Below are 26,369 nucleotides of genomic sequence, written 5' to 3'. Positions count from 1 at the left end.
TAAAATTGATTTATATTATTAAATGAGTGCTTTGTGCACTCATTTAATAATATAAATAGAGCGTACATTGTAAATTAAGTTGTTAAAAAACAGCGATCGGTTAGGCAAATACCTACGTATTAATTTTCATTTTTGGCTTTATTATGTCGGCTTATAAAACGCTAAGACTCATTTTAGGCGACCAACTCAACCCTTCTCACTCTTGGTTTAAAAATAAAGACGATGACGTCGTTTACCTTATTGCAGAATTAAAACAAGAAACCGACTACGTTAAACACCACATACAAAAGCTGTGTGCTTTTTTTAATGCAATGGAAAACTTTGCAACTGCGTTGAAATCAGCAGGTTTTAATGTCTTACACTTAACACTTGACGACACACATCAGGATGAAAACCTACCCGCACTGCTGAATCGTATTGCAAAAGAATATGACTGCACTTCTATAGAATACTTATACCCGGACGAATTTAGGTTAAAAAAACAATTGGCTGATTTTGAAAAATCAAACGCAATAAATGTGTCAGCATATGACTCTGAACATTTTTTACTGCCTTTTGGCGATATTAAAGATCGATTCAAAAAAGATAAGCACGTTACTATGGAGCACTTTTACCGTGCAATGCGTAAGCAATATGATCTGTTGATGGAAGGCGATAAACCAGCTGGCGGTAAATGGAACTACGACAGCAATAATCGCAATAAATTTTCTAAACAAGACTTAAAATCTATTCCAGAGCCTAAATTATTTAAAAATGATGTAAGTCACATCATTACTCGTTTAAAAAAGCATGATGTAGCTCATTTCGGTGAAATAAATGCAGAGAAACTTGAGTGGTCAACTTCACGTAAGCAAGCCAAAGAATCTCTCGAATATTTTTGTAAGTATTTACTTGTTAATTTTGGTAAATTTCAGGATGCAATGACGGACCAAAGTGAAGACAATACCAGCCTTTACCATAGCAGGCTTTCTTTTGCGTTAAATACTAAACTTCTGCATCCTTTGTATGTTATCGAACGTGTAATAGCCGAATACAAAGAACGACCCGACGAAATATCTCTTTCACAAGTTGAAGGATTCACCAGGCAAATACTCGGTTGGCGAGAATATGTTCGTGCTGTTTATTGGGTTAATATGCCCGACTACGCGACTAAAAACCAACTAAAAGCCAGTAATAAGCTACCTAAATATTTTTGGGATGGTGATACAAAAATGAATTGCTTGAGCCACTCGTTAAAGCAGAGCTTAGATACTGCCTATGCTCATCATATTCAGCGCTTAATGATTATTGGTAACTTTTGTTTACTTAGCGGGATAAACCCTGATGATGTTGATAACTGGTACTTAGGTGTTTATATAGATGCCATTGAGTGGGTTGAAATGCCTAATACTCGTGGAATGAGCCAATTCGCAGACGATGGAATCATTGCTACAAAGCCATATGCTGCAAGTGGTAATTACGTCAATAAAATGAGTGACTACTGTAAAAACTGTCAGTACGACGTGAAACAAAAAGTGGGAAATAAAGCGTGTCCGCTTAACAGTCTATATTGGAATTTTATGCAAACACACCGCGAAAAGTTAGAGAAAAACCCGCGAATAGGTATGGTTTATAGAAATTGGGATAAGCAAGACGATGAACTACGCAAAGAGACGCTAAATCAGGCTAAACACTATATAAATAGTATTGAGTCTCTGTAATACAAAAAGCCGCCTCAAATGAGGCGGCAAAATAATCAGGGGAAATAATCAGGGGAAATAATGTTGTTAATAACGAGGTTAGCTGTCTTCTAGTAGTCGACCTTGGCCAATCTCAATTTTACGCGGCTTTAAAGCTTCTGGAATCTCGCGCTTTAGCTCTATTGTTAGCAAGCCGTTAGCTAGGTCTGCACCTAATACCTTTACATGATCTCCTAGCTGGAACTTTCGCTCGAAATTGCGTTCTGCAATTCCTTGATGAATGAACTTACGTTCTTTATTTTCATCTTTATTAGCTTTTATACCCGCTACTTTTAATGTGTTATTTTCTGACTCAATGCTTAGCTCGTTGTCGCTAAATCCGGCAACAGCCATTGTAATTTGGTATCTGTCTTTATCGAGTGCTTCAATGTTGTAGGGTGGAAAGCTTGGCTGTTTGTCTGTATTCGCCGCCGCATCCATTAAAGACGCTAAATGATCAAAGCCGATGAATGAACGATAAAGTGGTGATAAGTCTACTGTACGCATAATAATATCCTCATATTTAAGCGATATTTTGTTTGCACTTTTCATTTGAACAAGTGCTAACAAATATAAATTAATAATATAAATTTCAATTGTTTAAGTTTAAAATAGGACCCATCAGGCGTCCTACTAATCTATATATGGACGGTAAAAATCTTTTCAAGTAAATAAATTAAAATATTTCAAAAAAGAATCCTCACTTTACGAGTTAGCTTAAGCTAGTAGTCTATTTTGAAGCATCAAATCCATAAATATCATGAGTTTTATCCCTCCAAAATAATTACCCTACATTGATGATTAGCAATTAGTACACAGCTCGATTTAATGCGTTAACGTGCCACGAATTGGATAGTTATTTTCACGAATAAATTTAATGCCTGATAATAAATCATTTAAATCGGGACGTGAAAAAGGTGCATTCGATTTATCAACTATTTGAATTTGTTTTTGCTCGTTAATAACAAAAATTGCAGGTTCAGCAAATGGGTGGTCGGTTTCTTTATCACTGCGTGGTTCACTAATGTATAAACCTAAATCCGTCATTTGCGATAAGGATAAGCCACTATAAAGAGGAAAGTTAACCTGTAAATCATTCATATGCTCCGTTAATTGTGCATGGCTGTCGCCACTAACGGCTGCAATCTCTACCCCTGCATCTTCAAATTTATCTTTCATTTTAGCAAGTGCATTAAGTTGTTTAGTACAGAGTGGGCAGTGCTTTCCGCGATAAATTACTATCATTTTCCAGGGTAAATCTGTCTTTCTAGCCGATACGTCAGCATGGTTGTTTTCACTATCTTTAACGTTAAGTGAAGGCATTTTCATTGCTGGTTGTAAATAATCGCTCATGATCTAGGTCTCCTTTGCCAGTTAAAAAACATATTCTATATCTGCATCTCAAATATAGAACTTAGGGTTAAATTTATAAATTCAACTATTAAAATGTAACCAGAGAGTCGTTACCGTTTTCTTCTGAAGCTTTTTACTAGAAGCATATTTTGTGTATAAGAGTAAATTTAAAATAGGTGCTTTATTGGCGTGTGGGCGTGTTGGCGTGATAAGTAAGCAAAAGCTAACTTCCCTCCCAAATAACAGAGGTTGTTTCGCGTTTATGTTAGGGTTAGCTTTAAATTATAAATAGGTCAGACAGAATCAATGGCACTAGTACGAAGCACATTAATAAATTTAAGTTTGGCAATCCTTGTGTTTTACCTAGCAAGTGCCTACCAAACGCGTAATTTACTTAAAACAGAGCACACTCCTGCCCCTTACTTTAACTTGCCTGTTTTAAATGACAAAAAAGAGAGATTTAGCATTGCAGAGCTTAAGGGAAATACAACTATTGTGTATTTTTTTGCTCCTTGGTGCTCGGTATGTCGTTATAGCATGCCCAACTTACAAAGCACGTTAATAGACTCAGACATTAATGTAATTGGTATTGCCCTTGATTATAAAAATGAGCAGCAGGTTATTCAATTTATAGATGACCTAAACCTCAATATCCCAATACTTCTGGGTAATCAATACACCCAATCAAATTATAAAGTAAGCGCTTTTCCAACTTATTACGTAATAAATGCAAATTTACAGATAACGGCACACGCAATGGGCTACTCAACCCAATTAGGAATAGCAGCAAGAACGTGGTGAATTAAGCCGTTCATGACTCGCTCAGCTTAATGTCGATTGTAATAATAGAATGGCACAATCACTTTTTTGCGCTTTATTATATTTTTTAATCATTTAAACTTAAGTCAATCAAATAAAGGAGAGCACCATGCTTACAGTAATTTTTGGCCGTGAAGGCTGCCCATTTTGTGTTCGTGCCAAAGATGTTGCAGAGCAACTTACTAACGAGCGCGATGATTTTAAATATCGTTACATCGACATTATAAAAGAAGGTATAAGCAAAGCAGATTTAGAAAAGTCAGCCGGTAAACCTTGCCCTACTGTTCCACAAATTTTTGTTGATCAAAACCACATAGGTGGTTTTACCGAATTTGAAGCTTACGCAAAAGAAAATCTAGGCTTGTATAAGTAATCTTGTATCAAATTTGTTAACCAGTTTAATAATCCAATTATTCGACTGGTTAAATTTCAACCAACATCAAGCACATACAAATTAGTTTCAATTTATACAAGCATTTGCCTCGCTAATCCTATATAATGCGCGCCTCTTTAAATTCGTTGAGGCGTATTAATGTCAGAACCAGTCACGTTTGAATCTCTAAATCTTTCTCCTGCAATTTTGAAGGCAGTTGAAGAGTTGGGTTACAAGACACCATCTGAAATCCAAGCTCAATGTATACCGTTATTGCTAGAAAGAAAGGACGTACTGGGACTAGCACAAACGGGTACAGGTAAAACCGCAGCATTTGCACTGCCGTTACTAAACAATATTGACCCGTCTGTGAAACAGCCACAGATCCTTGTACTCACACCTACACGTGAGCTTGCGATCCAAGTTGCTGAGGCATTTGAACAATATGCAAAAGGTACTCGTGGTGTTGAAGTATTAGCACTATACGGTGGCCAAAGTTACAGCATTCAATTAAGCGCACTTCGTCGTGGCGCTCAAATCATTGTTGCTACACCGGGTCGACTAATCGATCACATAAACCGTGGCACTATCAAGTTTGACGCTCTTCAGGCACTTGTGCTTGATGAAGCCGATGAAATGTTACGTATGGGCTTTATCGATGATGTAGAAAGCATCATGGAAAAAACACCGCGCGAAAAGCAAACATGTCTTTTCTCTGCGACTATGCCTAAGCAAATTCAAAACATCAGCAGCAAGTATATGAATAACCCTGAACAGGTTCATATCTCTGCGCGTAACTCTACAGTATCATCTGTTGAGCAAGTGTTTTGGAATGCAAGCGTACATAAAAACAAAGCGATTGTTCGCTTTTTAGAAGCTGAACAATATGAAGGTGCTATTGTTTTCGTTCGTACACGTAACGACACAGTTCAACTTGCTGAGTTATTAGAGCGCGAAGGTTTCTCTGCTGCTCCACTTAACGGTGACATGAACCAGCAAGCACGTGAACGCACGGTTGATCGCTTAAAAAGTGGTATGCTAAATGTTGTTATTGCAACAGATGTAGCAGCACGTGGTCTTGATGTTGACCGTTTAAGCTTAGTTATCAACTACGATATTCCACAAGATTCTGAAGCCTACGTTCACCGTATTGGCCGTACAGGTCGTGCTGGTCGTACTGGTAAAGCAATTTTATTTGTTAAGCATAACGAACGTTACTTACTTAAAAATATCATTCGTCATACTAAGTCTGAAATTGCACAAGTTGAATTACCTACAGCTAAAATTGTTGAAGAAAAACGTATCGCTGCGTTACAAGCAAAATTAAGTATTGCGCTTGAAAACAAAGACATTACGTTCTTTAACGACGTTGCTACTAACATGGCTGAAAAACTTGACCTTCCTCTTGAAAGCTTAGCGGGTGCTTTACTGTGTTTAGCGCAGCAACAGTCGCCAATCAAAGTTGAAGAAGTTAAAATTCAACCACGTGAGCGTAACGAACGCAGCCCACGTAATGACCGTGGTGATCGCGGACGTCGTAACGAACGTGGTGGTGAACGCGCTGAGCGTAAACCTCGCGAGCGTAACAGCCGTGATGCAGGCCCTATGGATACTTACCGTATCGAAGTGGGGCGTGAGCATGGTGTTCAGGTTAAGAACATCGTTGGCGCAATCGCTAATGAAGCTGATATATCAAGCAAGTTTATTGGTGATATTCGTCTTCACGATCAGCATAGTACGGTTCAATTACCGCAAAACATGCCTAAAGATGTACTAGATCATTTCCAAAAAGTGTTTATTTGTAAACGTCCAATGGGCTTAACAATTACCACTGATCAAGGTCCATCTGAGCCACGTGGCGAACGCCCATCTGGTGATAGAAAACGTAACGATGGCCCACGCGGTGATAAGCGTAGCGGACCTCGTAAAGAACGTCGCCCAGTTAGCTTTACCGCTAAGTAAGCAACAGTTCTTTAGTAAAAAAACCTTGGTATGAAAGTGCCAAGGTTTTTTTGTGTCTGAAATTTGAAGATAATAGGTTCAAGGTGAAAGGTTTGAGCAGCTAGGCGTTAAATTTTTAACTACATATAAAACTTAAGGAATTAATTGTAAAATATAATTTAATCTTTATTAAGAATAACTCTTTAAAAAGAAATCAAATTTTATTTATTTGTAATTAGTTTCTATCTGGGCTGACTTCTCAATACTTCTGTTATAAAGCACTCATGTCGAAAGTCGTCAGCGGTATATTCCTCTGCCTTAACATTAGAAATTGAACTATATTTTATCCATAAATTTAAAATATCGACCAAGGCACTTTGTCTTTTTTAAGAGAAATAAAAGCTATTTTTAGACTTTCCATCGTCAAGAAAGCTAGTTTGTAATGCGTAAATATCTATAATTAATTTAATGATTAAAGTAATAGGCTCTTTTTGAATTGAAAAGTGGCGAATGCCTATAACGTGACAAACTTTTAAAAGAGTCGCGTCCATAATCCCTAAAAGATATACTATTTTTAAGGTATATATATTTATAGAATTCTCTTGTTCTATTTTTTGCTCTTCTGTAAAGTCTGGAAACAATAAGTTTATAAACTTCAGCTTATTTCTTTTAGTGTTTGCTACTTTCCCGAATTCAAATACTTTAGCCTCGAATAGTTTCATAAATTCGTATATATATTCTGTTTTCTCAATATCTATCTCGAAATATGGATCTTCTTTTTTTGTTGGTTTTGGATAAAAGCGTGTAAAAATTAATGTAGCATCTTCAGGTCGAATGCATTTAAAGTTACCGTTAAATATAACTGCAGAGAATTTTTCTTTAAATAGAGTTAACTCTTTATGATAAAGATCTATTTTATGCTCAAATTCTTGCCTTTTTATTGTTCTTTCCTGGTAATTCAAATTAGATTGAAACTGTAATGCACGAAAGTTAGCGGTTGCTAAAGTAGCAAGAGGTAATGCTGAACCTAAAATCCATAAGGGAACATTCATATACTCTAAGAAAACAGATAAGGTTTTCTTATTCGGCCATTCAACTGATAGACCATCGTTTATGAAAATAAAACTCATCAGTGAAGAAGATAAGCCAACCGGTATAATTATAGCTATCCAAAAATATGAATATGTAAATACACTACTAATCTGTTTCTTGTTATTCATTTACTTTAAGTCCCTCAATGCACACTCAAGCTAAAAGAGTTATTATCTAATCCGATTAGATAAATATGCTTAATTTAAAGTTCTAAAAAGCCCCACCGATGAATGGTGAGGCCTTTACTTTATTATAGTAATTGTTTTGTTACGGCGCTACAGCTGGATACACGTAACTTGCATCTAACCCTAGCGGAATACCCAATGCCCAATAACCGAGTAGAAACAAGCTCCAACCAATTAAAAATGCGACCGAATATGGCAGCATCATCGCTATTAGCGTACCAATGCCCGTACTTTTAACGTATTTTTGACAGTAAACTACAACCAGCGGAAAGTAAGGCATAAGTGGTGTAATAATATTAGAGCTAGAGTCACCAACACGATAAGCCGCTTGTGTTAAATCGGGGGAAATACCTAGTTGCATTAACATAGGCACAAACACCGGACCTAGTAAGGCCCACTTGGCCGAACTAGAGCCCACAAATAAATTTACAAATGCGGTTAAAAATATAATGCCTACCACCGTTACCGAACTTGGTAGTGCCATGGCTTTTAATAACTGCGCCCCTTCGATAGCAAGTAAAGCCCCTAAATTTGATTTACTAAATGCGGCAATAAATAATGCACAGAAAAAGGCCATTACAATATAATAAGCCATACCGCCCATCGCTTTGCTCATAGCATCAATCATGTCTTTAGAGCTTTTAAATGTGCCGACTGTGAAGCCATATACAGCGCCTGGGATCCAAAATAATAAAAAGATCAACGGCACAATAGATTGCATTAAAGGTGAACGGAAATTAGTTAAGGAGCCATCGCTACTGCGCATTGCAGAGTCAGCAGGAGCAGAGACATAAGCAAGTAAAGCAATACCTGCAATCATCACGCTGCTTGCTATAAAAAATGCACGTTTTTCATCGCTACGAGCATCTTCAAAAACAGGTAAATCTTCACTGTTTCCATCAAGCGGCGTATTTTGTAAACGAGGCTCAATAATTTTATCGGTAATATACCAACCAAGTAATACAATAAACATACTTGAAGCAGACGCAAACGCCCAGTTATTTAATGGGTTTATCGACATATCAGGGTTAATAATATGGGCTGCACTTTGCGTAAAGCTTTGTAGTAGTGGGTCTATTCCTGATGGAATAAAGTTGGCGCCAAAGCCACCACTTACACCTGCAAATGCCGCTGCAATACCCGCTAAAGGGTGCCTTCCTGCTGCATAAAAGATTACGCCAGCTAACGGTATCACTAAAACGTAACCTGCGTCAGTCGCTGTGTGGCTTACAATTGCAACTAAAATAATAGACGGTGTTAACAGTTTTTTAGGTGTTACTTTTAACATCAGCTTAAGACCAGTGTTAATAAAACCTGAGTGCTCTGCTACACCCACACCTAACATAGCTACAAGTACCACACCCAAAGGAGCAAAGCCTGTAAACGTTTTAACCATAGAAGATAAAAACGTGGCCAGTGAGTCACTTGCTAACATGTTGTTTATTATAATGGCTTCGCCAGTTCGCGGATCGATTGCATCAAAGCTTACGCCAGAGAACCACCACGACAAACCCCATATCAATAACATGGCAAATAAAAATATAATTGCTGGATCGGGTAATTTATTACCAACCCGCTCAACTACATTCAAGAAGCGCGCAACAACTCCTGAAGGTAAAGCATCTTGATTATTATTCATTGTATTTCGCTCATTAAAATTTATTTAAGTAACAATATCGCATTAATACGCAACAGTAAATTAACGTAAAAAGCTATTTTAGGAACGTTAAATAAAAAAAGCACGATTACCTATAATAATCGTGCTTTTTTTATTCATCTGGCTATTAAGCGAGCGCTTTCACTTCTTCCCATAAGCGAACAACTAAGGCTTTGTCTTCTTCGTTAAGTTCACCGTTACGGTAAGCTTTTACCAAACTTTGCTCTACTGTTTCGTTTAACTGCTCAATACTAATAGTAAGTTGCTCAACTTCGGCATAGCCTACAGCTAGATCAAAATGACCCCGTAAGTAGCCGCCTGCAAATAATTCGTCATCCGTTGCTTTGATCACTAAATCGTCATAATACTGTTGGGCCGCGTCAATATAGTTTACTAAGGTCACTTGCTTATCTCCTGATTTTGTATAGCACCCGTTTCATCTTGGTATTGGTGCCCTACTGCATACATAATATGGTCGTTAAATCCGGTGGTTACTTTCATGTAACCTGTTAATTCATCGTCTAATTCACTGTCGCCTGTGTCACAAATTAATGGGCGACCATTTAACGCTTGTAATTTAGTTTTTGTTGCAACAACAATAATATTTTCTTTGCCAATAGCACGGATCAGAGCCGGGCTTAATTGCTGATTCCCGCGACCAAAAATATGCCCTTGTCCACCGATTAAAGTGATCACAAGTTTTGTATTTTGCTCATGGGTAAGTTCTAGTAACTCAGCGGCTGTTAAATCTTGGGCTATAAGTGTTTGGTCTTTTATTAAATCAACACCTAGCAAAGTGTTCTCAAGGCCCATTTCTTCCATTATAGCTTCAACGGTTGAGCCACTACCCATAATGTAAAGTGTGTCTTCGTCCATTTCGCTCACTACGTGGGCCGCTATATCTGAAAGTACTAATTCGTCAGTTTCTTTACCGCCATTTTTAACGGCTTGCACATAACGTACTTCGCTCGGTATTTGCATCTCGCCAAAACGTTTTGCTTTTACCGTGCCTTGTCTAAAGGCATCTTCATCAATATCCATTACATCGGCATCAGCCAAAGTGACTAACTCGCCATTTACGAGCATTTCAACAACACGCCCGGCGGCTTTAGGCGTAATAGCATAGACGCCAGAATGGATTTTACAGCCTGCGGGAATTCCTAGTACTGGAGCGGTGTCTTCAATAGCATGACACACATTACGTGCGGTGCCATCGCCTCCTGCAAACAACAATAGGTCAACACCGGCATTTTTTAATAGCTTTGCAGCCTGCTCCGTGTCATCTGGTGTAGTTATCGTGTCGGTGTTGTAAACAATTTCTACGTTAAAGCCTAGAGCTTTTGCAGTGTGTTCGCCCATATCGCCATTTACAGTATAAATTGTAAGGCATTCTTTATACGGAGGTAGTACTTCGAGTGCGGCTTTAGTACGGCTATTTGCTTTAGGCTGTGCACCTAGCTCAATAGCTTTTGCAGCGGTTTGCGCTCCATCGCTTCCTTTAAGGGCAACGCTTCCGCCTAATCCTGCTACAGGGTTTATAATTAAACCTAATTTAAACTGCATCACAAAACTCCTGAGGATGTTGCCAATTAAACTGCTTTGCGGTCATTGGCCATGGTGTATTGTAAAAATTGGCAAGAGCAATTAATAGTGATTCTGTTCGTGGGTTAAATCCGTTTTCTATCAAGTTAATTACACGCTGGTGCACTCGCTGTTGAAAATCAAACCGGCATGTTTGCTCACCATTTAAATTATCAACCGATACATTAAAAGAAAAACCTGCAGCAGCGCTTAATAACCATTCTATGGCTTGCGGCTTAACTTCTACACTTTCAAATTCGGCCTGCTGGTGTTTATCACGGCCATCAGGGCAATACCAATATCCATAATCTTCTTGTTGTCGACGATCAATGCCCGCCACTAGCCAATGGGCTATTTCATGTAAGGCACTAGCATAAAAGCCATGCGCAAACACAATTTGGTGATAAGGGGTGTTGTGTGTTGCGGGAAGGTATACGGGCTCGCAATCACCTTTGATCAGCCGTGTATTGTGGCTTTGATAAAAAGTGCCTTCAAAAATAGAAATAAGATCAGCTATTTGATGCATAAAATATGGCTAAATTCGTCTCGGTTACAGCGCCCAGCGGCACATTAAAAACGAAACGAATTGTACGGGCTTTTACAGCTAAAGTAAAAGTCGCTTACTTGCTATATTTTTAAATCAACGCCGGCTTCATCAGCATCTACTATATCGGTTTCTTGTAGAGCTTGAGTTATCCAGCTCTGTAATACAGGGCATGCTAATACATGTTGGCAGTAACTATTGGCGGCTTTAGACAAGGTTATCTGATACGTTTTTAACCGTAGTACAATGGGTGCATACATAGCATCAACAATACTGAAATCACCAAACATCCACTGATTTGGGTAAATTACCTGTTGTTTACTAAAAATGTCGTCAATGCGAGCTATGTCTTTTATAGCATCATCAGAGAGTATGATTTTACGCTTTGCACGAATATTCATTGGCATTTCTCTTCTAAGCGCTATAAAGCCTGAGTGCATTTCAGCGCTTAAAGCACGCGCTGTTGCACGTTGCGTAACATATTTTGGCCATGCAGCTTGTGAAAGGTACGCATCATTAATGTATTCACTAATGGCAAGTGAATCCCAGACTTGTAAATCACCATCAATTAATGCTGGCACTTTTAGAACTGTAAAATGCTTTTTTAGCTCGCTGTAAAAGTGTGGGGTATCGAGTACAAGCTGGCTTTCATCAAACTCCAATTCAAATTTACTCATTAAATACCATGCGCGTAACGACCAGCTTGAGTAGTTTTTATTGCCAATAAATAGTTCCATGACCTATTCCTTGTTAAAACGGACTCCCTAACTGTACATTAATCAACCACGAAGTTAATACTAAAAATTACTCAATATTGTCTTTATTTAATTGCTTAGTAATATGCTTTTTTAAAATGTGTGTATTACGGGTATTCGCTTTAAAAAACGCATCAAATATATCGCCAAAAAGAGGAATTGATCCGACAAAAAAGTCTATCAGCATATTAATAATTATCCGTAATTTAATATGCCAGCTTATACCTAGCTTTTGAGCTTCAAATAATACGTAACTAGATAAAATAAGCCCTATCACATCCCCTACAACTGGCACAAAGCCAATAACTGCCTCAATGCCAAACCTAAAGTTTGTAAAAGGAAAACGAATACTACTGTCGGTTAGTTGACTAAACCTTTCTAAGCGTTTTAATGTTGCTTTTTGTTTAGCGTATTTACTGTGTGTTTGAATTGAATCTTGCATAATTTACCTCTATAGAAAATTATATAACGGTAAAGTTGAACTGCGCCTTAAACCACTTTAACTCTTTTACATAAACAAAAAGCGCGAAAAACGCGCTTTTATATGACTAACTTCAAACGTTAAACAGAGCCGTTAATTGGCCCGTGTTCGTGGTTCACATGCGGGTTTTGACCGCGTTGACGCAATAAATGATCCATTAGCGTAATGGCCATCATTGCCTCAGCAATGGGTATGGCACGAATGCCCACACACGGGTCGTGACGACCTTTGGTGATCATCTCTACCGGTTCGTTGCTAGTATTAATACTCTTACCTGGAATAGTAATGCTTGATGTAGGTTTAAGCGCAATAGAGGCAATAATATCTTGTCCTGTAGAAATGCCAGCTAAAACACCACCAGCATGGTTTGATGTAAAACCTTCAGGCGTTAGTTCATCACGATGCTCTGAACCTTTTTGCTCTACTACATCAAAGCCATCACCAATTTCAACGCCTTTAACGGCGTTGATGCTCATTAGTGAATGTGCAATTTCAGCATCTAATCGGTCGAACACAGGTTCGCCTAGCCCTACAGGTACGTTGCTCGCAACGACTTTCACTTTAGCGCCGACTGAGTCACCTTGTTTTTTAAGGTCTCGCATATATTCGTCAAGTGCTTCTAGCTTGCTAGCATCAGGGAAAAAGAACAAGTTGTTTTCAACTTCATCCCAATCGTAACTTTCGGCTTTTATTGGCCCTAACTGGCTCAAGCATGCTTTTACTTCAATACCATGAAATTGTTTTAAGTACTTTTTAGCAATGGCCCCTGCTGCAACGCGAATTGCTGTTTCGCGTGCTGAAGAGCGGCCTCCTCCGCGATAATCACGAAGACCATATTTGTGCCAGTAGCTGTAATCGCCATGACCTGGGCGAAACACGTCTTTGATTTTGCCGTAATCTTGTGAACGTTGGTCGGTATTTTCGATTAATAAACCAATACTTGTACCGGTTGTTTTACCTTCAAAAACGCCTGCTAATATTTTTATTTGATCGCTCTCACGGCGCTGCGTGGTATATCGGCTTTGGCCTGGTTTACGGCGATCTAAATCTATTTGTAAGTCGGCCTCTGTTAATTCAAGACCTGCTGGAGTGCCGTCAACAACGCCGCCTAAAGCAACGCCGTGGCTCTCTCCAAAGGTGGACACTTTAAATAACTGCCCAATGCTATTACCTGCCATTAACTTTCCTCATTCCTAATGACGACTAATAGCTGGGCTGACATGCCCAGCTATATATTTACACTCGTTTTAGTTAATACAAATCCAAAAACAAAAGAGTGCTATTTTGCAAAATACTCATCTAACTGCTTTTTGCTAATTACAAACACACCTAAGCCACCTTGCTCAAACTCAATCCACTCAAACGGTGCATTTGGATAAAGTGCATCCATATGTACCATAGAGTTCCCTACCTCTACAAATAACAAACCGTTATCAGTTAGATGATTACTGGCTTCACTTAAAATAGTACGCGTTACGTCAAGCCCGTCGTGACCTGATGCAAGGCCTAGCTCTGGCTCATGGTGAAATTCGCGCGGCAAGTCTGCCATGTCTTCAGCGTCAACATAAGGTGGATTGGCAACAATCAAGTCGTACTTTTGACCTTCTACACCACTAAATACATCTGACTGGATAGGTAGCACGCGATCACTTAACATATAGTCGTTAATGTTGATATCAGTCACTTCAAGCGCTTCATACGAAATATCAACAGCATCTACTTGCGCTTGTTCAAATGCTTGTGCAAGTGCAATGGCTATACAACCAGACCCTGTACATAAATCTAAAATGCGATTTACCGAGCTTGGCTCCAAAAGCCAAGGCGTAAAGCGATTGCTAATAAGCTCTGCAAATGGTGAGCGGGGAATTAGTACACGTTCATCTACGTAAAACGGCATGCCTGCAAACCATGCAATATTAGTTAAATAAGGTACTGGTGTGCAGTCGTTTATACGCTCTGCGATAAGACCCGCTAGACGGTTTTTTTCTGTACTTGTTAAACGTGCATGCATTAATTCTTTTGGTGCATCAACGGGTAAGCTAAGCGCTGGCAAAAGCAGGCTTACCGCCTCGTCCCATGCGTTATCAGTGCCGTGTCCAAAAAATATACTACTACTTGCAAATTGGCTTGTAGTCCAACGTAACCAGTCATGTAAAGTTGACAGTTCTGCAACAGCTTCTTCGAGTGTTGCTTCTTCTATTTGTAAATCGCTCATATATGTTTACCTGTATTAGCTTACTGACTGTTTTGAGTCTTTAAGACGATTGCATTGCCTATATGCGCTAGGCAAATTACAATTGCCCATCATTTAAGTATTGTACCGCCTTTTGCGCTGCGTTTTTACGTTTTTTTGTTTAGGTAATAGTTATGAAAAAAGACTCTCCATCACAATCGTCCCTAAGCAATGACGACATAGACTTATTTCGTCAAACGATCACAGGCGCTAAAGTATTTAAACAAGATACTCATCGTTTTGATACAAAGCCTAAGGTGTCACAAGCAAAGCAATTTGCCCAGCAAAAAAAGCAGGCTCAATCTGAATTTTATTTCTCAGATGAATATATTCCCGATATAGACACCCATGGCACTGTCAATTACGTAAAAGAAGGGCACGACACTTATTTACCCAAACAATTACGCCGAGGCGACTTTGCACCTGATTTAACACTTGATTTGCATGGCTTAAACAAAGAAATTGCTAAAGATGAATTAGCAGGGCTTATTCATGAATGTAAAAAGCAACATTATTACTGCGCATGCGTAGTGCACGGAATTGGTGGAGGGATACTTAAACATAAAATTCCTCAGTACCTAGTTCAGCATCCAGACGTTATTGCAATGCATCAGGCGCCACTTGAATACGGTGGTAAAGGCGCGGTACTTATTTTGATAAACTTACCACAAAGCGATGAATTTAGACGCTAACCCAACACATTACTAGGAAGTAATTACGTGCATATTGTTTCTATTATTTTTCCACTTATATTCATTGTCGCATTGGGTTATAGCTGTTGCCGACTCTCGTTTTTTGACAAACAGCACATTGCAGGCCTAAGTAAATTCACATTTTATATAAGTTTACCGGCTTTTTTGTTATTGAATATGTCGCAAATAGACTTAAAACAAAGCATTAGTCTTTCTGCGTTTTTAAGCTTTTATATTCCAGTGCTATGTGTTTTTGGGTTAGGTATTTTAGTTGATCGGTATTATTTAAATAAAAAACGTCCAAAAAACTACCAAAAGCATGGCGTATTTGGCCTTGCTGCTAGTTACTCCAATATGGTGTTGGTAGGCATCCCAATTATAATTGCGTCCTTAGGCAAAGAGATGATTGCAATTGCTTTTATGATCATCACGTTTCATAGTACTTTATTATTTGCACTGACCTATTTAATTGGGGCAAAAGGCAATAGCAGTTCGTTCTCGTGGCTACAATTTGGTAAAAGCATGGTGCTAAACCCTATTGTTTTGAGTATTGGTTGTGGCTTAATCATTAATATATCTGGGGTTGAACTATTTAAAAACTTAACGGATAGTTTGGCATTATTAGCGACCCCCGCCATTGCCTGTGCGCTATTTGTATTGGGTGCAAACTTAGCGTTTTATAAAATAGCAGCAAACTGGCAACCTGCCTTACTTGCATCTATTTTAAAAATTATAATACTCCCCGCAGGCGTATTAATAATTGGGTCGTATTTATTTAAGCTCGACCCTCAAATACTTACCGTACTTGTTTTATTAAGTGCCTCACCTGTTGGCGTGAATGCTTATTTAATAGCCAGCCAAATTAAACAGCATGAAGCAACGCTTGCTGGAGCTGTGGTGCTATCAACTATTTTAAGTGTAGTTAGTTTGTCGTTTTGGTTGGCGGTTTTACTTTAATTTATAAGCCACCAGCTACATCAATAAAAGCGCCAGTAGTAAATGAGGCAGAGTCTGAGGCTAAAAAATAGATTGCAGCAGCCACTTCTTCAGGTTGCCCACCCCTACGCAGAGGAAGATTACTTTTAAGCCGCTCTACTCGCCCCTCTTCTCCGCCATCTGTGTGCATATCAGTATAAATAAGGCCAGGCCTAACACAATTAACACGTATCCCTTTGCAACCAACCTCTTTAGCAAGACCCATAGTCAACGTATCAATCGCACCTTTTGTGGCTGCATAATCAATGTATTCATTTGGTGACCCAGTTTTAGCCGCTACCGATGACACATTAACAATACTACTGCCGGGTAACATTCGCTTAATAGCTTCTCGGCTGCATATAAATGCACTGGTAATATTTGTAGTGAGTAATTGGTTAATTCGCTCAGCGTCCATGTTTAGCAGCGGCATTTGCGGTTTAAGCACACCGGCATTATTTACAAGCACGTCGAGCCGGCCAAATACTCTATCTATACGTGAAAATAAATCGCTAACATCACTTTCTTGAGACACATCGGCTTTTACTAGTTCGGCCCTTACGCCAAAACGTCTTATTTTATCGGCAACCTGTTCTGCTTTAACTAAATCAGTCTTATAGTTAATACATACATCATATCCGTGGCGAGCAAAGTAAACGGCGGTAGCAGCACCAATCCCTCGGCTAGAGCCTGTTATAAGTACCACCCGCGCTATGCTCATACAAATTTAGTCCTTTAGCGCTGCCACTACCGAAATTTCGACCAATAGCGCATCGCGCGCCATTTTAGCTTGTACACATGCACGTGCTGGTGCGTGTCCTTGTGGAACCCACGCATCCCATACGGCATTCATTTGTGCAAAGTGTTGCATGCTTTTCAAATAAATTGTTGCGCTTAACATGTGCTGTTTTGAACTACCCGCTTCATCTAATAACGCTTCTACTTTATCAAGCATGGTTTGCGTTTGCTCTGTTATGTCTTTTTCAGCATCAGCACATACTTGCCCACACAAATAAACAGTGCCATTGTGTTTTACTATACGGCTCATTCGGGCACCGGTTTGAAGGCGTTCAATCGTCATATTATTCTCGTTATTTATAAATCAGCAGGGGCGTTTATACTTATATATTCGCTGCGGTGAGTATCATCATTGTAATGTATGACAGCCACAGCACCCGTGTTAAATATAGGCATGTTTCCAGGACAAAGCTGATCAACCAAATAACTCACTATTGGCATGTGAGCCACAACTAACCAGCAATTACACTCTGGGTGCATTTGTATTAATGTTTCAAGGTAATCGGCAGCAACATGGGGTTTGCCTTCTGGGATGACATCGTTACACGTTTCACTGTATTTAAACGTTATAGTTTCAGCCACTCCATTTGCAGTTTGCTGAGCGCGTGTGTAAGGGCTAACTAACAGCGCGTCTGGAGAAAAGTTTTTGGCAAGCCATAGCCCCATTTTTTTTGCTTCTAAATGACCCACTTGGGTTAAATTTCTTGCCGCATCGTCAGCCTGCATAGGGGCCGCTTCGCCGTGACGCATTATTAAGATTGTTTTCATAAAAAATCAACCGATTTAAGAATATAAACAGTAGCCAGTTTGCTCACTTGTCAGCTATATTAACAACATAAAGTTATTTTTTCTAAAAATAGTTCTTTCAAGACATTCAGGTAAATCTTTTAGCATATTCTCGCTACCCTGAAGTTATCCTCTATTGTTATCTAGTAAATATTTAGTTTCAGGAGCATCATTTGAATATCAGCCGCAATGATAATAGAGCATACCGCGCCCTTACACTGGACAATGGTCTAAAAGTGCTGATTGTGCAAGATAAAGATTCGACTAAAGCCGCGGCATCAATGGCTGTAAACGCGGGCCACTTTGACGATCCCTCTGACAGGCAAGGCCTTGCTCACTTTTTAGAACACATGCTTTTTTTAGGCACAGATCAATTTCCAGACTCAGGCAGTTTTAATAATTTTGTTTCTCAAGCTGGCGGTAATACCAATGCATGGACGGGTACAGAACATAGTTGCTATTTTTTTGATATAAACAATCAAGAATTTAAACATGCTTTATTACAATTTAGCCGTTTTTTTATTGCCCCCTTGTTAAGCGCCACAGAAACAGAAAAAGAACGCAATGCCATAGAAGCTGAATTTAAACTAAAAATTAAAGACGATGCACGCCGTATTTATCAGGCCCATAAAGAAACCGTTAACCCATCGCACCCTTTTGCTAAATTCTCTGTTGGTAACCTGCAAACATTAGCAGACAGAGAACGCTGTATTAGCGACGAACTTCGCGACTTTTTTAATGATCACTATCAAGCCCAGTGGATGACACTGGTTATATGTGCAAATGAAGAGTTAGACACACTTCAAACCTGGGCAAACAAATACTTTAACGACATTATTGGCAATAAAAAGGCTGTAAAACCCGAGATCAACGAACCCCTTTACAGAGAGCAAGACCTAGGGAAAATTTTACATATAGAGCCACATAAGCACATGCAAAAGCTGATAGTAAGTTTTGCCATGCCCAATATTGATGACTTTTACCGCCACAAAACAGTGAGTTTTATCGCGCATTTACTTGGCTATGAAGGACAAGGTTCACTGTACTCTATTTTAAAAGAACAAGGTTGGATAAACGCCCTTTCTGCGGGTGGTGGCATTAACGGCAGTAACTTTAAAGATTTTAATATAAGTATGGCTCTAACCGATGAGGGCATTGAATACTTTGAAGACATTATCGAAATGCTCTTTGAGTACATTTGCTTAATAAATAACAACACAGAAAAATTACCACGCCTGTACCAAGATAAAAAAAACCTATTACAAATAGCATTTGATAACCAAGAAAAATCACGCCTTATTGATTGGGTAAGTAGTTTAAGCATAAATATGCAGCATTACGACGAATGTAATTATGTGCAGGGTGACTACCTAATGGAAGGCTTTAAAAAGGCAACGCACGACATGGCGATGCAATGGTTAAAACCCAACAATATGCGCATTGTACTTATACATCCTGATGTAGAGCCTGAACATAAAACAGCGTGGTACAACACACCTTACAAAGTAGAAAAGGTATCGCCTAGCTGGCTTGACGCACTTAGCGACATTAACAAACCTCTTAAAAATATGCTGTTACCCACGGCTAATCCATATTTAACTAAAAATGTTGAGCTTTTTGATGTAGAAAAGCCTCAAAACCAACCTACTCTTTTAGTTAAAAAACCGGGTTTTGATTTTTGGTTTAAACAAGACAACACTTTTAGAGTAGCTAAAGGCCACTTTTATTTAGCCATGGACTCTCACTTTGCTGTAAAAGACGTAAAGCACATGGCCTTAACTCGCCTATTTAGCGATTTATTTATGGACAGTGTTGGCGAGCAGTTTTACCCTGCTGAGCTTGCAGGGCTTAGTTATCATTTAACATCCCATCAAGGCGGGCTAACACTTCACACCGCTGGATTATCGTCGAGCCAACTGGAGTTGGTAGATGAGCTACTCGACGCGTTATTTAATGTAGATATATGTGCCAGACGCTTTGCTGAATACAAAAAACAATTAGTAAGGCATTGGCGTAATAGCAATCAAAATAAGCCTGTTAGCGAATTATTTAGTATTTTAGGTGCTAAAATAATGCCTTGGAACCCTCAGCCTAACGAACTTGCCGCAGCTTTAAAAACAACCAGTTTTCAGCAGTTTAATGAATTTAGACAAGACTTTTTTAAAGCATTACATGTTGAGTCGTTCTTACACGGTAACTGGCAAGAAAACCACGCTATTGAATTTCAAAAAAAGGTGGCCGTTCACTTACGTCACACTGCAACAATTGACGATTTAAGGCGCCCTTTATTTGAAATTAAAAAAGCAACACGCTATGAAATTGAGTTACCGTGTAATGATCACGCTATGGTGGTGTATTACCAGGCTCAAACCGATGACGTAAACGAAAAAGTTAAAATGATGGCATTAAATCATTTGATGAACCAAGACTACTTTAACGAATTACGCACAACACAGCAGTTAGGCTATTTAGTTGGTGCGGGTTACGCACCTTTTAACACCCGAGCAGGAATTGCCTTTTATATACAGTCCCCTAAATTTGACGCAAAAACTTTATTGCATCGCCATACTCACTTTGTAAATCAATACTTGAGTAATATTGGTGGATTAGACGAGCAAAGCTGGCAGCAACAAAAGCATGGTTTAAAAACGCACATTGCAGAAAAAGATAAAAACTTACGTTTGCGTTCACAACGTTTGTGGCTTGCCATAGGTAATAGAGATCATAATTTTGATATGCAAAAACGATTACTTTCGGCATTAAATATGCTGACTTTACAAGAAATTAAAGATTATGCGCTGGTACTTTTTACTGAAGACAGACCAAGATATGAGCTATTAAGTAACGCTAAAGTTAATAAATCTCAAAAAACACCCGTTTACTCGCATTCTCTTTGACTCTGGGTTTAGCTTGTTTTAAATTATCATTTGTAAATTAGAAGTAATAAAAAATGATAATAAAAAAAATAAAACTAAGCTTGTCAGTTGTATTACTTGCTTACTCATTTGATCTTTTCGCCTTTGAGTCTTCATTTAAATACAATTCAGATACCATACTCTTTTTCTCAAGCGCTATTATAGCGCTCGTTCTTCCGTACCTGTTATTTGTGATATACAAACTGAGGCGTTCTCGCCGCCAGCTTCGTTTGTCTGAAAAGCGCTTAAAAAGTACTGTAGAAGGCAGTGGTGATACCCTGTGGGATTGGAACATAAAAACGGGTGAAGTTATTCGTATTAACGATAAATATATGATGAACTCCCCTACTATTATGGGTTTCCCACCAAATAAAGGCCTTATACACCCGCAAGATATTCCACATGTTGAGCACCTACTAAAAAAACATTTTGCCGAGCAAAGCGTGTTCTTTGAAGCAACATACAGAATTAAAGATACTTTTGGTAAATGGCATTGGGTACTGGACCGCGGCAAGGTTATCGAAAAAGATGCAAACCTAGCCCCACTAAGAATGACAGGAACAGTACGCGACATCTCACAGTTAAAATCAACCGAAGAGCGATTAAATTTGTTTGCAAAATGTGTTGAATCGTTTACAGATGCGCTAGCAATTTACGATAAGAACTTTAAATTAGTCGATATAAATCCCAGTTTTTTAACGTTATTTGGGGGTATGCGCGAACAATACCTAAATAAAGGTTTTAATTTGCCTGGATACGATACAAGTTACGTTGAAAACATTATCGATGTAGTGCGCCAAACTGAGCATATTCAACAAGAAATTAAACTGCGCAATAATGAGCGTGTATTGCTGCCAATAGAAATATCGATTGATGAAATTAAAAACGAGCAAAACCAAATTACTAACTACGTGGTTGTTTATTCCGACTTAACAGAACGTAAAAAAGCAGAATCGCAATTACACAATTTATCAAACCGCGACCGTACCACGAGCCTGCCTAACCGTAATTTATTTTTTACTAACTTACATAAACTAGTCAAACAAGACGCCCATCACGCATTACTGGTTTTTGATTTAGATAATTTTAAAAAAATAAATGACTCATTAGGCCATCAACTTGGTGATAGCTTATTAGCTAAACTCGCTATGCGATTAAATAAGCTCACCCGTGAAAACGATGTATTTTATCGTTTAGGAGGCGATGAATTTGCGCTTGTTATGTCAAATACAAACGACATTCATGTCATAACTCGCACTGCAAAACAGTTTTTAGCCGCTATTTCGACCCCATTTAAAATGGCAGGACATGAGCTGGCCATTACCTCAAGCGTTGGTATTGTGCTATTCCCTGAAGATGGAAACACCCCTGAGGTATTACTTAAAAATGCCGATACCGCTATGTACCACGCGAAAAAGAAAGGTAATAGCTACCTGTTTTTCAACGACACCATGAACCGCCAAGCTGTTAAACGTTTACAAATAGAAAACCTAATGCGTTTTGGTTTAAAAGAAGACCACTTTGAAGTTTATTATCAACCAAAAATGAATATACGAACCGGTAAACTAACCGGTATGGAAGCATTAGTACGCTTTATTACACCTAAAAAAGGCATTATAAGCCCAGGTGTTTTTATTCCTATTGCTGAAGAAACAGGTCAAATAATAGATATTGGTGAAGTTGTTTTAAACAAAGCCTGTCGAGATGTAAAAAAATGGCTGGACGATGGGCTGTTTAATGGGCGCGTTGCTGTTAACTTGTCTGCTAAACAATTTAGCCTCCCCGATTTAACGTCGCGTATAGATATTATTTTGCAAAAAAATGCATTGCCATCGTACTTTTTAGAGTTAGAAATTACCGAAGGCACAGTAATGGACGATCCAAATGAAGCCATTAACATTATGCGTTCACTAAGCGCAAGAGGTATACATTTAGCCATGGATGACTTTGGTACAGGGTACTCTTCTTTAGCTTATTTAAAGCAGTTTCCGCTTAATACACTTAAAGTAGATAAAGCGTTTATTGATGACATGAAAAATGAACGCGGGCGCAATATGGTCGATTCAATTGTAACAATAGCGCAAAACCTAGACTTGCATGTGGTTGCAGAAGGTGTTGAACAAGCATATCAAATAGATACTTTAAAAGCACTTAACTGCGAGACGGTGCAAGGCTATTACTACTCAAAACCGTTATCAAAAGACGAATTCACAGAGTTTTTAAAACAACAACAAAGTAAAGCAACACCAAGCTTAATAAGATCTAAAGCAAGCAATGTAACGTCTCTTAATTAAGGGCGCCATATGCACGCTTTAACACCCACGTTACGCAGCAAGGCTCGCCTGTAGTGCACGTTAAACAAACACCAAGCCAGTGGACCAAACAGCGCACTGAGTAAAAGCCAGCGCTTTACAGGCATGCCTTTTTTTATAGTGTTTAAGTACATGAGTGAAATAAACAAACTACTGAGTAAAACCAACCACAAAACCACATACCCTCGCCAATTAAATTAAGGCGCGCAGTTTAACGTTTCTTCGATTAAATTTAAAGCAATACGCCTTTAGCAAAAGAGCCGCGTTTTTAGGGTCTATTGACCTTTACGAATTGAAGTTTGTTGAAACTTGGAGGATTTAATCGCGACGCGAGGTGTGTAACCTAGTGGGCTACTGCGTTATTCTACTGGCTTACATCCATATAAGAATAAGTAAAAACTGAGTGAAGCTTTCGCATTCTGCTCGTGCCGCTTACCTACATCCATGTAGGCAACAAAGCGTAAATAGCCCCCTAAAAGATCAACAGACCCTATTGAGAGCGCAGCTTTTTAATTTAATTAATAACTTGATAAGCGCTACTTTTCAGCACGCCCCATAAACTTGTTTTCAACCGTATTGATACGAATGCGATCGCCCGTTGAAATATGCTCAGGAACAGATATATTCAGCCCTGTAGACATACGTGCTGGTTTTGAACGAGCACTGGCTGAAGCGCCCTTAATAGAAGGATCGGTTTCTTCAACAACAAGCTCAACGCTTGAAGGTAAATCGAGCCCTACTGGCGCTCCATCAATGACAATAACGTGCACACCCTGGGTTTCTTCATTAATGAACAAAATTTCTTCACTAATCGCGTCTTTGTTTAAGTTATACGGCGTGTAGTCTTCGCTATCCATAAATACGTATTCATCACCGTCTATGTACGACAGCATAGCTTCACGACGAATTAAATCAGCAAGCGTTAGCATATCGCTGTCTTTAAACGTTTCATCAACTTTACCGCCGGTTACTACATCGTATAAACGCATACGGTATAAGCTTCCACCAGCACGGCCTTGAGGAACAGAACGTACAATATCTTTTACTACTAATACACGACCATTAAATTCAATAGCTGTGCCTTTTTTAACATCACTCGCCTTTGGCATGTGTAAATCCTATTATTTTTTGATTGCCAGAAACATACCACGAACTCAACTTTGTTCAACAATAAAGTGAGCTAAATAGGCTTATACCTTGTATTGACTTGTAAAATCTCTATTTATACTAAAATACATATAATCAATTCATTAAAAAACTGCTATGGTGTATCTACCTAGTATGACTTCAAGGAATGGATCATGGATCAAATAAAAGTACATGAGTATTTAATCAAAAAGCCGCTTGTGTTGGTTACAAAGCCATTTGCTCAAGAGGTTGATGTTTACAAAGTGAATCATAAAATGTTCGCCACCCTTGCTGTTGGTAACGATGGTGAAACAAACGAAAACGGTGAAGTAATTTGGTGGCTAAATTTAAAGTGCGATCCTGATGAAGCACTTTCATTACGCGATATTTTCCCCGCGGTTATCCCTGGTTACCACATGAATAAACGTTTATGGAATACGGTTATTTTAGACGGGTCAATTCCCCAAGGTGAAATTGAACGCATGATTGATAACTCGTTTAATTTAGTTGTGGAAAACATGCCTGAAAAAGACCGTAACATGATAGAGCAACATTTAAGTGCGAATTAAGTTCGCTTATAAGTCTGTTATTTAGCCTATGTATGGCACAAAAAAACCGCATATAAATGAAGTGACCCCAATAAGTTGGACTCATTTCTAAGCGGCAACCAAGGCCTGATTTCGATATTGTATCGGACTCAGGCCTTTTAGCTTAATGCGTTCGTTGTTGTAATAATCGATGTATTCTTTGATGTTTTCAATGAGTTCATTTGCGTCCTTGAACGTCTCATTGTGATACATCTCAGTTTTTAATATGCCGAAGAAGTTTTCTGCAACGGCATTGTCTAAGCAGTTTCCTTTTCGAGACATACTTTGAATTAGCCCATGCTTTTTCAGGTGTTGTTGATATCGTTTATTTTGATATTGCCAACCTTGGTCTGAGTGGATGAGTGGTCTCTCATGCTTCAACAGCTTTGCTGTTGCGGCTTTAAGCATGTCAGTCACTAGTGGTAGCGTGACAGATGTCCTTACCTCATAGCTGACCACTTCTTGGTTAAATAGGTCTATTACCGGTGACAGGTATACCTTTTCTCCATTGACTTTAAATTCAGTGACATCGGTCACCCATTTTTGATTGGGCTTCTTTGCCGTAAATTCACGTTTGAGAACATTTTCAGCGATTCTACCGACTTCACCTTTGTAAGAGGTGTAGCGTTTAGGTCTGACTTTTGATTTCAAGCCAAGTTTGCCCATCAAGCGTTGCACGCGCTTATGATTAACCACCAAACCCATTGCTCTTAGCGTGCAAGTTACCCTACGGTAGCCGTATCGTCCTTTGTGCTTGTAATAGATATCACGTATTCTTTCGCATAAGTCAGTGTTGGAACAGGGCTGAACCAGTGTATTACGATGGTAATAATACACACTCTTGGGAAGCCCTGTGACCTTTAATAAGTGTTGTAAGCTGTATTTTGCCTTGAGCTCTTCGACAACTATCGTTTTGTCTTTGCTTTTTTCTTTCTGGCCTGAGCCAAGGCTTCTAACTTTTTTAAGACTGCGTTCTCTGCACGTAGATAATCCAATTCTTCCCTGAGCTCTTTTTCAGACATGTCTGCTGATGGTTTAGGAGTTGAAGAATGATTCGTCACGCGAGGCCTACCTTTTTTCTTTGGTTTTAGTCGGGTTATACCCCCGTGAGCATAAAGCTTTTGCCATTGAAATAAAATACCTGGGGATGATAAGTCGAAATAGGCGCTAGTATAACCCAAAGACCAATCATTAATTTCCATCGTCTCGAGCACATGAATTTTGAACCCGCCTGAATAAGGTAACTGTTTATGGATAAAACTCTTTGACCCATTAAGCAGGTAGACCTGAAACCAATAACGAATAAGCCGAGCGCTAATATTGTACTTTCTACTTAATGCTTCAGAGTTTTCCTGCTCAGCAAGTTGTGCGAGCTTTAACTTAAATATTCTTTTGTACTTGGACATAAAAAGACCCCCAGTAATTGGATTGTCCAACTATTGGG

Annotated in this window: 27 protein-coding genes; 9 read left to right on the top strand and 18 right to left on the bottom strand. The window is 38.9% G+C overall.

Annotated features, from left to right (window positions below; genetic code table 11):
• Nucleotides 1–143: 143 nt before the first annotated feature.
• Nucleotides 144–1,700, top strand: coding sequence for a cryptochrome/photolyase family protein (locus tag ATS76_RS14080; protein WP_058552622.1), 1,557 nt, complete (start codon nt 144–146; stop codon nt 1,698–1,700).
• A 78-nt stretch (nt 1,701–1,778) separates the two neighbouring features.
• Here ATS76_RS14080 and ATS76_RS14075 read toward each other — a convergent pair whose 3' ends face one another.
• Both ATS76_RS14075 and ATS76_RS14070 read right to left on the bottom strand, forming a co-directional pair.
• Nucleotides 1,779–2,225, bottom strand: a complete 447-nt coding sequence (locus ATS76_RS14075; protein WP_058552780.1) for an Hsp20 family protein — start codon at nt 2,223–2,225, stop codon at nt 1,779–1,781.
• A 318-nt stretch (nt 2,226–2,543) separates the two neighbouring features.
• Nucleotides 2,544–3,071 carry a redoxin domain-containing protein gene (locus ATS76_RS14070; protein WP_058552621.1) on the bottom strand — a complete coding sequence of 176 codons (528 nt, stop codon included), beginning with the start codon at nt 3,069–3,071 and terminating at the stop codon, nt 2,544–2,546.
• 306 nt (nt 3,072–3,377) lie between these two features.
• Here ATS76_RS14070 and ATS76_RS14065 point away from each other — a divergent pair, with 306 nt between their 5' ends.
• The 3 genes from ATS76_RS14065 to ATS76_RS14055 all read left to right on the top strand — a co-directional run bounded on the left by ATS76_RS14065 (nt 3,378) and on the right by ATS76_RS14055 (nt 6,225).
• Entirely contained in the window at nt 3,378–3,872 is a 495-nt protein-coding gene (locus ATS76_RS14065; protein ID WP_058552620.1) for a TlpA family protein disulfide reductase, read from the top strand.
• 127 nt (nt 3,873–3,999) lie between these two features.
• Entirely contained in the window at nt 4,000–4,263 is a 264-nt protein-coding gene (locus ATS76_RS14060; RefSeq protein ID WP_058552619.1) for a GrxA family glutaredoxin, read from the top strand.
• Nucleotides 4,264–4,422: 159 nt separating this feature from the next.
• On the top strand, nt 4,423–6,225 hold the full coding sequence (locus ATS76_RS14055; RefSeq protein ID WP_058552618.1) for a DEAD/DEAH box helicase: 1,803 nt from the start codon (nt 4,423–4,425) through the stop codon (nt 6,223–6,225).
• A 365-nt stretch (nt 6,226–6,590) separates the two neighbouring features.
• Here ATS76_RS14055 and ATS76_RS19205 read toward each other — a convergent pair whose 3' ends face one another.
• From ATS76_RS19205 to prmB, 9 genes are all read right to left on the bottom strand, one after another.
• Entirely contained in the window at nt 6,591–7,424 is an 834-nt protein-coding gene (locus tag ATS76_RS19205) for a hypothetical protein (RefSeq protein ID WP_152995653.1), read from the bottom strand.
• A gap of 139 nt (nt 7,425–7,563) precedes the next feature.
• Nucleotides 7,564–9,120, bottom strand: coding sequence for an AbgT family transporter (locus tag ATS76_RS14045; RefSeq protein WP_058403407.1), 1,557 nt, complete (start codon nt 9,118–9,120; stop codon nt 7,564–7,566).
• Between the two features lie 145 nt (nt 9,121–9,265).
• Entirely contained in the window at nt 9,266–9,541 is a 276-nt protein-coding gene (locus ATS76_RS14040; protein WP_006793362.1) for a YfcL family protein, read from the bottom strand.
• Nucleotides 9,538–10,701, bottom strand: coding sequence for an ATP-NAD kinase family protein (locus ATS76_RS14035; protein WP_058552617.1), 1,164 nt, complete (start codon nt 10,699–10,701; stop codon nt 9,538–9,540). The genes ATS76_RS14040 and ATS76_RS14035 overlap by 4 nt, the downstream gene beginning before the upstream one ends.
• Complete coding sequence (locus ATS76_RS14030; protein ID WP_058403409.1) at nt 10,691–11,245, bottom strand: elongation factor P hydroxylase; 555 nt, start codon at nt 11,243–11,245, stop codon at nt 10,691–10,693. The genes ATS76_RS14035 and ATS76_RS14030 overlap by 11 nt, the downstream gene beginning before the upstream one ends.
• A gap of 101 nt (nt 11,246–11,346) precedes the next feature.
• Nucleotides 11,347–12,000, bottom strand: coding sequence for a glutathione S-transferase family protein (locus ATS76_RS14025; RefSeq protein WP_058552616.1), 654 nt, complete (start codon nt 11,998–12,000; stop codon nt 11,347–11,349).
• Between the two features lie 67 nt (nt 12,001–12,067).
• Complete coding sequence (locus tag ATS76_RS14020; protein WP_058552615.1) at nt 12,068–12,460, bottom strand: DUF4112 domain-containing protein; 393 nt, start codon at nt 12,458–12,460, stop codon at nt 12,068–12,070.
• Between the two features lie 119 nt (nt 12,461–12,579).
• Nucleotides 12,580–13,677 (bottom strand): chorismate synthase, encoded by a 1,098-nt coding sequence (gene aroC, locus ATS76_RS14015; protein WP_058403412.1) that lies wholly within the window; start codon nt 13,675–13,677, stop codon nt 12,580–12,582.
• A 101-nt stretch (nt 13,678–13,778) separates the two neighbouring features.
• On the bottom strand, nt 13,779–14,714 hold the full coding sequence (prmB, locus tag ATS76_RS14010; protein WP_058403413.1) for a 50S ribosomal protein L3 N(5)-glutamine methyltransferase: 936 nt from the start codon (nt 14,712–14,714) through the stop codon (nt 13,779–13,781).
• Between the two features lie 152 nt (nt 14,715–14,866).
• On the opposite strand from prmB, the gene smrB reads away from it, so the two are divergent.
• A complete protein-coding gene (gene smrB / locus ATS76_RS14005; protein ID WP_058403414.1) occupies nt 14,867–15,424 on the top strand; it encodes an endonuclease SmrB in 558 nt (185 codons plus the stop codon).
• Between the two features lie 27 nt (nt 15,425–15,451).
• Complete coding sequence (locus tag ATS76_RS14000) at nt 15,452–16,381, top strand: AEC family transporter (RefSeq protein WP_058552614.1); 930 nt, start codon at nt 15,452–15,454, stop codon at nt 16,379–16,381.
• A gap of 1 nt (nt 16,382) precedes the next feature.
• Here ATS76_RS14000 and ATS76_RS13995 read toward each other — a convergent pair whose 3' ends face one another.
• From ATS76_RS13995 to sixA, 3 genes are read right to left on the bottom strand one after another with little or no spacing between them, the layout of a single operon-like run.
• Nucleotides 16,383–17,120, bottom strand: a complete 738-nt coding sequence (locus tag ATS76_RS13995) for an SDR family oxidoreductase (RefSeq protein WP_058552613.1) — start codon at nt 17,118–17,120, stop codon at nt 16,383–16,385.
• A 6-nt stretch (nt 17,121–17,126) separates the two neighbouring features.
• Nucleotides 17,127–17,480: a RidA family protein gene (locus tag ATS76_RS13990; protein ID WP_058552612.1), complete on the bottom strand. Its 354-nt coding sequence runs from the start codon at nt 17,478–17,480 to the stop codon at nt 17,127–17,129.
• Between the two features lie 14 nt (nt 17,481–17,494).
• Nucleotides 17,495–17,965: a phosphohistidine phosphatase SixA gene (sixA, locus tag ATS76_RS13985; protein WP_058403418.1), complete on the bottom strand. Its 471-nt coding sequence runs from the start codon at nt 17,963–17,965 to the stop codon at nt 17,495–17,497.
• A gap of 191 nt (nt 17,966–18,156) precedes the next feature.
• Between sixA and ATS76_RS13980 the strand changes: the two genes are divergently transcribed.
• Entirely contained in the window at nt 18,157–20,880 is a 2,724-nt protein-coding gene (locus tag ATS76_RS13980; RefSeq protein ID WP_058552611.1) for an insulinase family protein, read from the top strand.
• A gap of 53 nt (nt 20,881–20,933) precedes the next feature.
• Nucleotides 20,934–23,192 (top strand): putative bifunctional diguanylate cyclase/phosphodiesterase, encoded by a 2,259-nt coding sequence (locus tag ATS76_RS13975; protein ID WP_058552610.1) that lies wholly within the window; start codon nt 20,934–20,936, stop codon nt 23,190–23,192.
• Here the strand turns inward: ATS76_RS13975 and ATS76_RS19440 are convergent.
• Together ATS76_RS19440 and efpL are read right to left on the bottom strand one after the other, a co-directional pair.
• Nucleotides 23,189–23,383, bottom strand: a complete 195-nt coding sequence (locus ATS76_RS19440; RefSeq protein WP_152995652.1) for a hypothetical protein — start codon at nt 23,381–23,383, stop codon at nt 23,189–23,191. The genes ATS76_RS13975 and ATS76_RS19440 overlap by 4 nt on opposite strands.
• Before the next feature lie 363 nt (nt 23,384–23,746).
• On the bottom strand, nt 23,747–24,319 hold the full coding sequence (gene efpL, locus ATS76_RS13965) for an elongation factor P-like protein EfpL (protein WP_058403422.1): 573 nt from the start codon (nt 24,317–24,319) through the stop codon (nt 23,747–23,749).
• Between the two features lie 192 nt (nt 24,320–24,511).
• Between efpL and ATS76_RS13960 the strand changes: the two genes are divergently transcribed.
• Nucleotides 24,512–24,907, top strand: coding sequence for an MmcQ/YjbR family DNA-binding protein (locus ATS76_RS13960; protein WP_058552608.1), 396 nt, complete (start codon nt 24,512–24,514; stop codon nt 24,905–24,907).
• An 87-nt stretch (nt 24,908–24,994) separates the two neighbouring features.
• Here the strand turns inward: ATS76_RS13960 and ATS76_RS13955 are convergent, their stop codons facing one another.
• Nucleotides 24,995–25,921, bottom strand: coding sequence for an IS3 family transposase (locus tag ATS76_RS13955; RefSeq protein ID WP_152995651.1), 927 nt, complete (start codon nt 25,919–25,921; stop codon nt 24,995–24,997).
• A complete protein-coding gene (locus tag ATS76_RS13950) occupies nt 25,831–26,331 on the bottom strand; it encodes a transposase (protein ID WP_058552002.1) in 501 nt (166 codons plus the stop codon). Before ATS76_RS13950 ends, ATS76_RS13955 begins: the two co-directional genes overlap by 91 nt.
• Between the last annotated feature and the right edge of the window lie 38 nt (nt 26,332–26,369).

The sequence above is a fragment of the Pseudoalteromonas sp. 10-33 genome (assembly GCF_001469195.1).
Classification (GTDB): Bacteria; Pseudomonadota; Gammaproteobacteria; order Enterobacterales; family Alteromonadaceae; genus Pseudoalteromonas.
This window is presented reverse-complemented; position numbering and strand designations above follow the sequence as displayed.

What these genes read in the sequence shown, in the direction of transcription:
- prmB (WP_058403413.1), bottom strand. Translation starts at nt 14,714, where the DNA reads ATGAGCGATTTACAAATAGAAGAAGCAACACTCGAAGAAGCTGTTGCA.
- ATS76_RS14020 (WP_058552615.1), bottom strand. Translation starts at nt 12,460, where the DNA reads ATGCAAGATTCAATTCAAACACACAGTAAATACGCTAAACAAAAAGCA.
- sixA (WP_058403418.1), bottom strand. Translation starts at nt 17,965, where the DNA reads ATGAAAACAATCTTAATAATGCGTCACGGCGAAGCGGCCCCTATGCAG.
- ATS76_RS19205 (WP_152995653.1), bottom strand. Translation starts at nt 7,424, where the DNA reads ATGAATAACAAGAAACAGATTAGTAGTGTATTTACATATTCATATTTT.
- ATS76_RS14045 (WP_058403407.1), bottom strand. Translation starts at nt 9,120, where the DNA reads ATGAATAATAATCAAGATGCTTTACCTTCAGGAGTTGTTGCGCGCTTC.
- ATS76_RS14060 (WP_058552619.1), top strand. Translation starts at nt 4,000, where the DNA reads ATGCTTACAGTAATTTTTGGCCGTGAAGGCTGCCCATTTTGTGTTCGT.
- ATS76_RS14025 (WP_058552616.1), bottom strand. Translation starts at nt 12,000, where the DNA reads ATGGAACTATTTATTGGCAATAAAAACTACTCAAGCTGGTCGTTACGC.
- smrB (WP_058403414.1), top strand. Translation starts at nt 14,867, where the DNA reads ATGAAAAAAGACTCTCCATCACAATCGTCCCTAAGCAATGACGACATA.
- ATS76_RS14030 (WP_058403409.1), bottom strand. Translation starts at nt 11,245, where the DNA reads ATGCATCAAATAGCTGATCTTATTTCTATTTTTGAAGGCACTTTTTAT.
- aroC (WP_058403412.1), bottom strand. Translation starts at nt 13,677, where the DNA reads ATGGCAGGTAATAGCATTGGGCAGTTATTTAAAGTGTCCACCTTTGGA.
- ATS76_RS14065 (WP_058552620.1), top strand. Translation starts at nt 3,378, where the DNA reads ATGGCACTAGTACGAAGCACATTAATAAATTTAAGTTTGGCAATCCTT.
- ATS76_RS14055 (WP_058552618.1), top strand. Translation starts at nt 4,423, where the DNA reads ATGTCAGAACCAGTCACGTTTGAATCTCTAAATCTTTCTCCTGCAATT.
- efpL (WP_058403422.1), bottom strand. Translation starts at nt 24,319, where the DNA reads ATGCCAAAGGCGAGTGATGTTAAAAAAGGCACAGCTATTGAATTTAAT.
- ATS76_RS13950 (WP_058552002.1), bottom strand. Translation starts at nt 26,331, where the DNA reads ATGTCCAAGTACAAAAGAATATTTAAGTTAAAGCTCGCACAACTTGCT.
- ATS76_RS13995 (WP_058552613.1), bottom strand. Translation starts at nt 17,120, where the DNA reads ATGAGCATAGCGCGGGTGGTACTTATAACAGGCTCTAGCCGAGGGATT.
- ATS76_RS14035 (WP_058552617.1), bottom strand. Translation starts at nt 10,701, where the DNA reads ATGCAGTTTAAATTAGGTTTAATTATAAACCCTGTAGCAGGATTAGGC.
- ATS76_RS13960 (WP_058552608.1), top strand. Translation starts at nt 24,512, where the DNA reads ATGGATCAAATAAAAGTACATGAGTATTTAATCAAAAAGCCGCTTGTG.
- ATS76_RS14070 (WP_058552621.1), bottom strand. Translation starts at nt 3,071, where the DNA reads ATGAGCGATTATTTACAACCAGCAATGAAAATGCCTTCACTTAACGTT.
- ATS76_RS14080 (WP_058552622.1), top strand. Translation starts at nt 144, where the DNA reads ATGTCGGCTTATAAAACGCTAAGACTCATTTTAGGCGACCAACTCAAC.
- ATS76_RS14075 (WP_058552780.1), bottom strand. Translation starts at nt 2,225, where the DNA reads ATGCGTACAGTAGACTTATCACCACTTTATCGTTCATTCATCGGCTTT.
- ATS76_RS13990 (WP_058552612.1), bottom strand. Translation starts at nt 17,480, where the DNA reads ATGACGATTGAACGCCTTCAAACCGGTGCCCGAATGAGCCGTATAGTA.
- ATS76_RS13975 (WP_058552610.1), top strand. Translation starts at nt 20,934, where the DNA reads ATGATAATAAAAAAAATAAAACTAAGCTTGTCAGTTGTATTACTTGCT.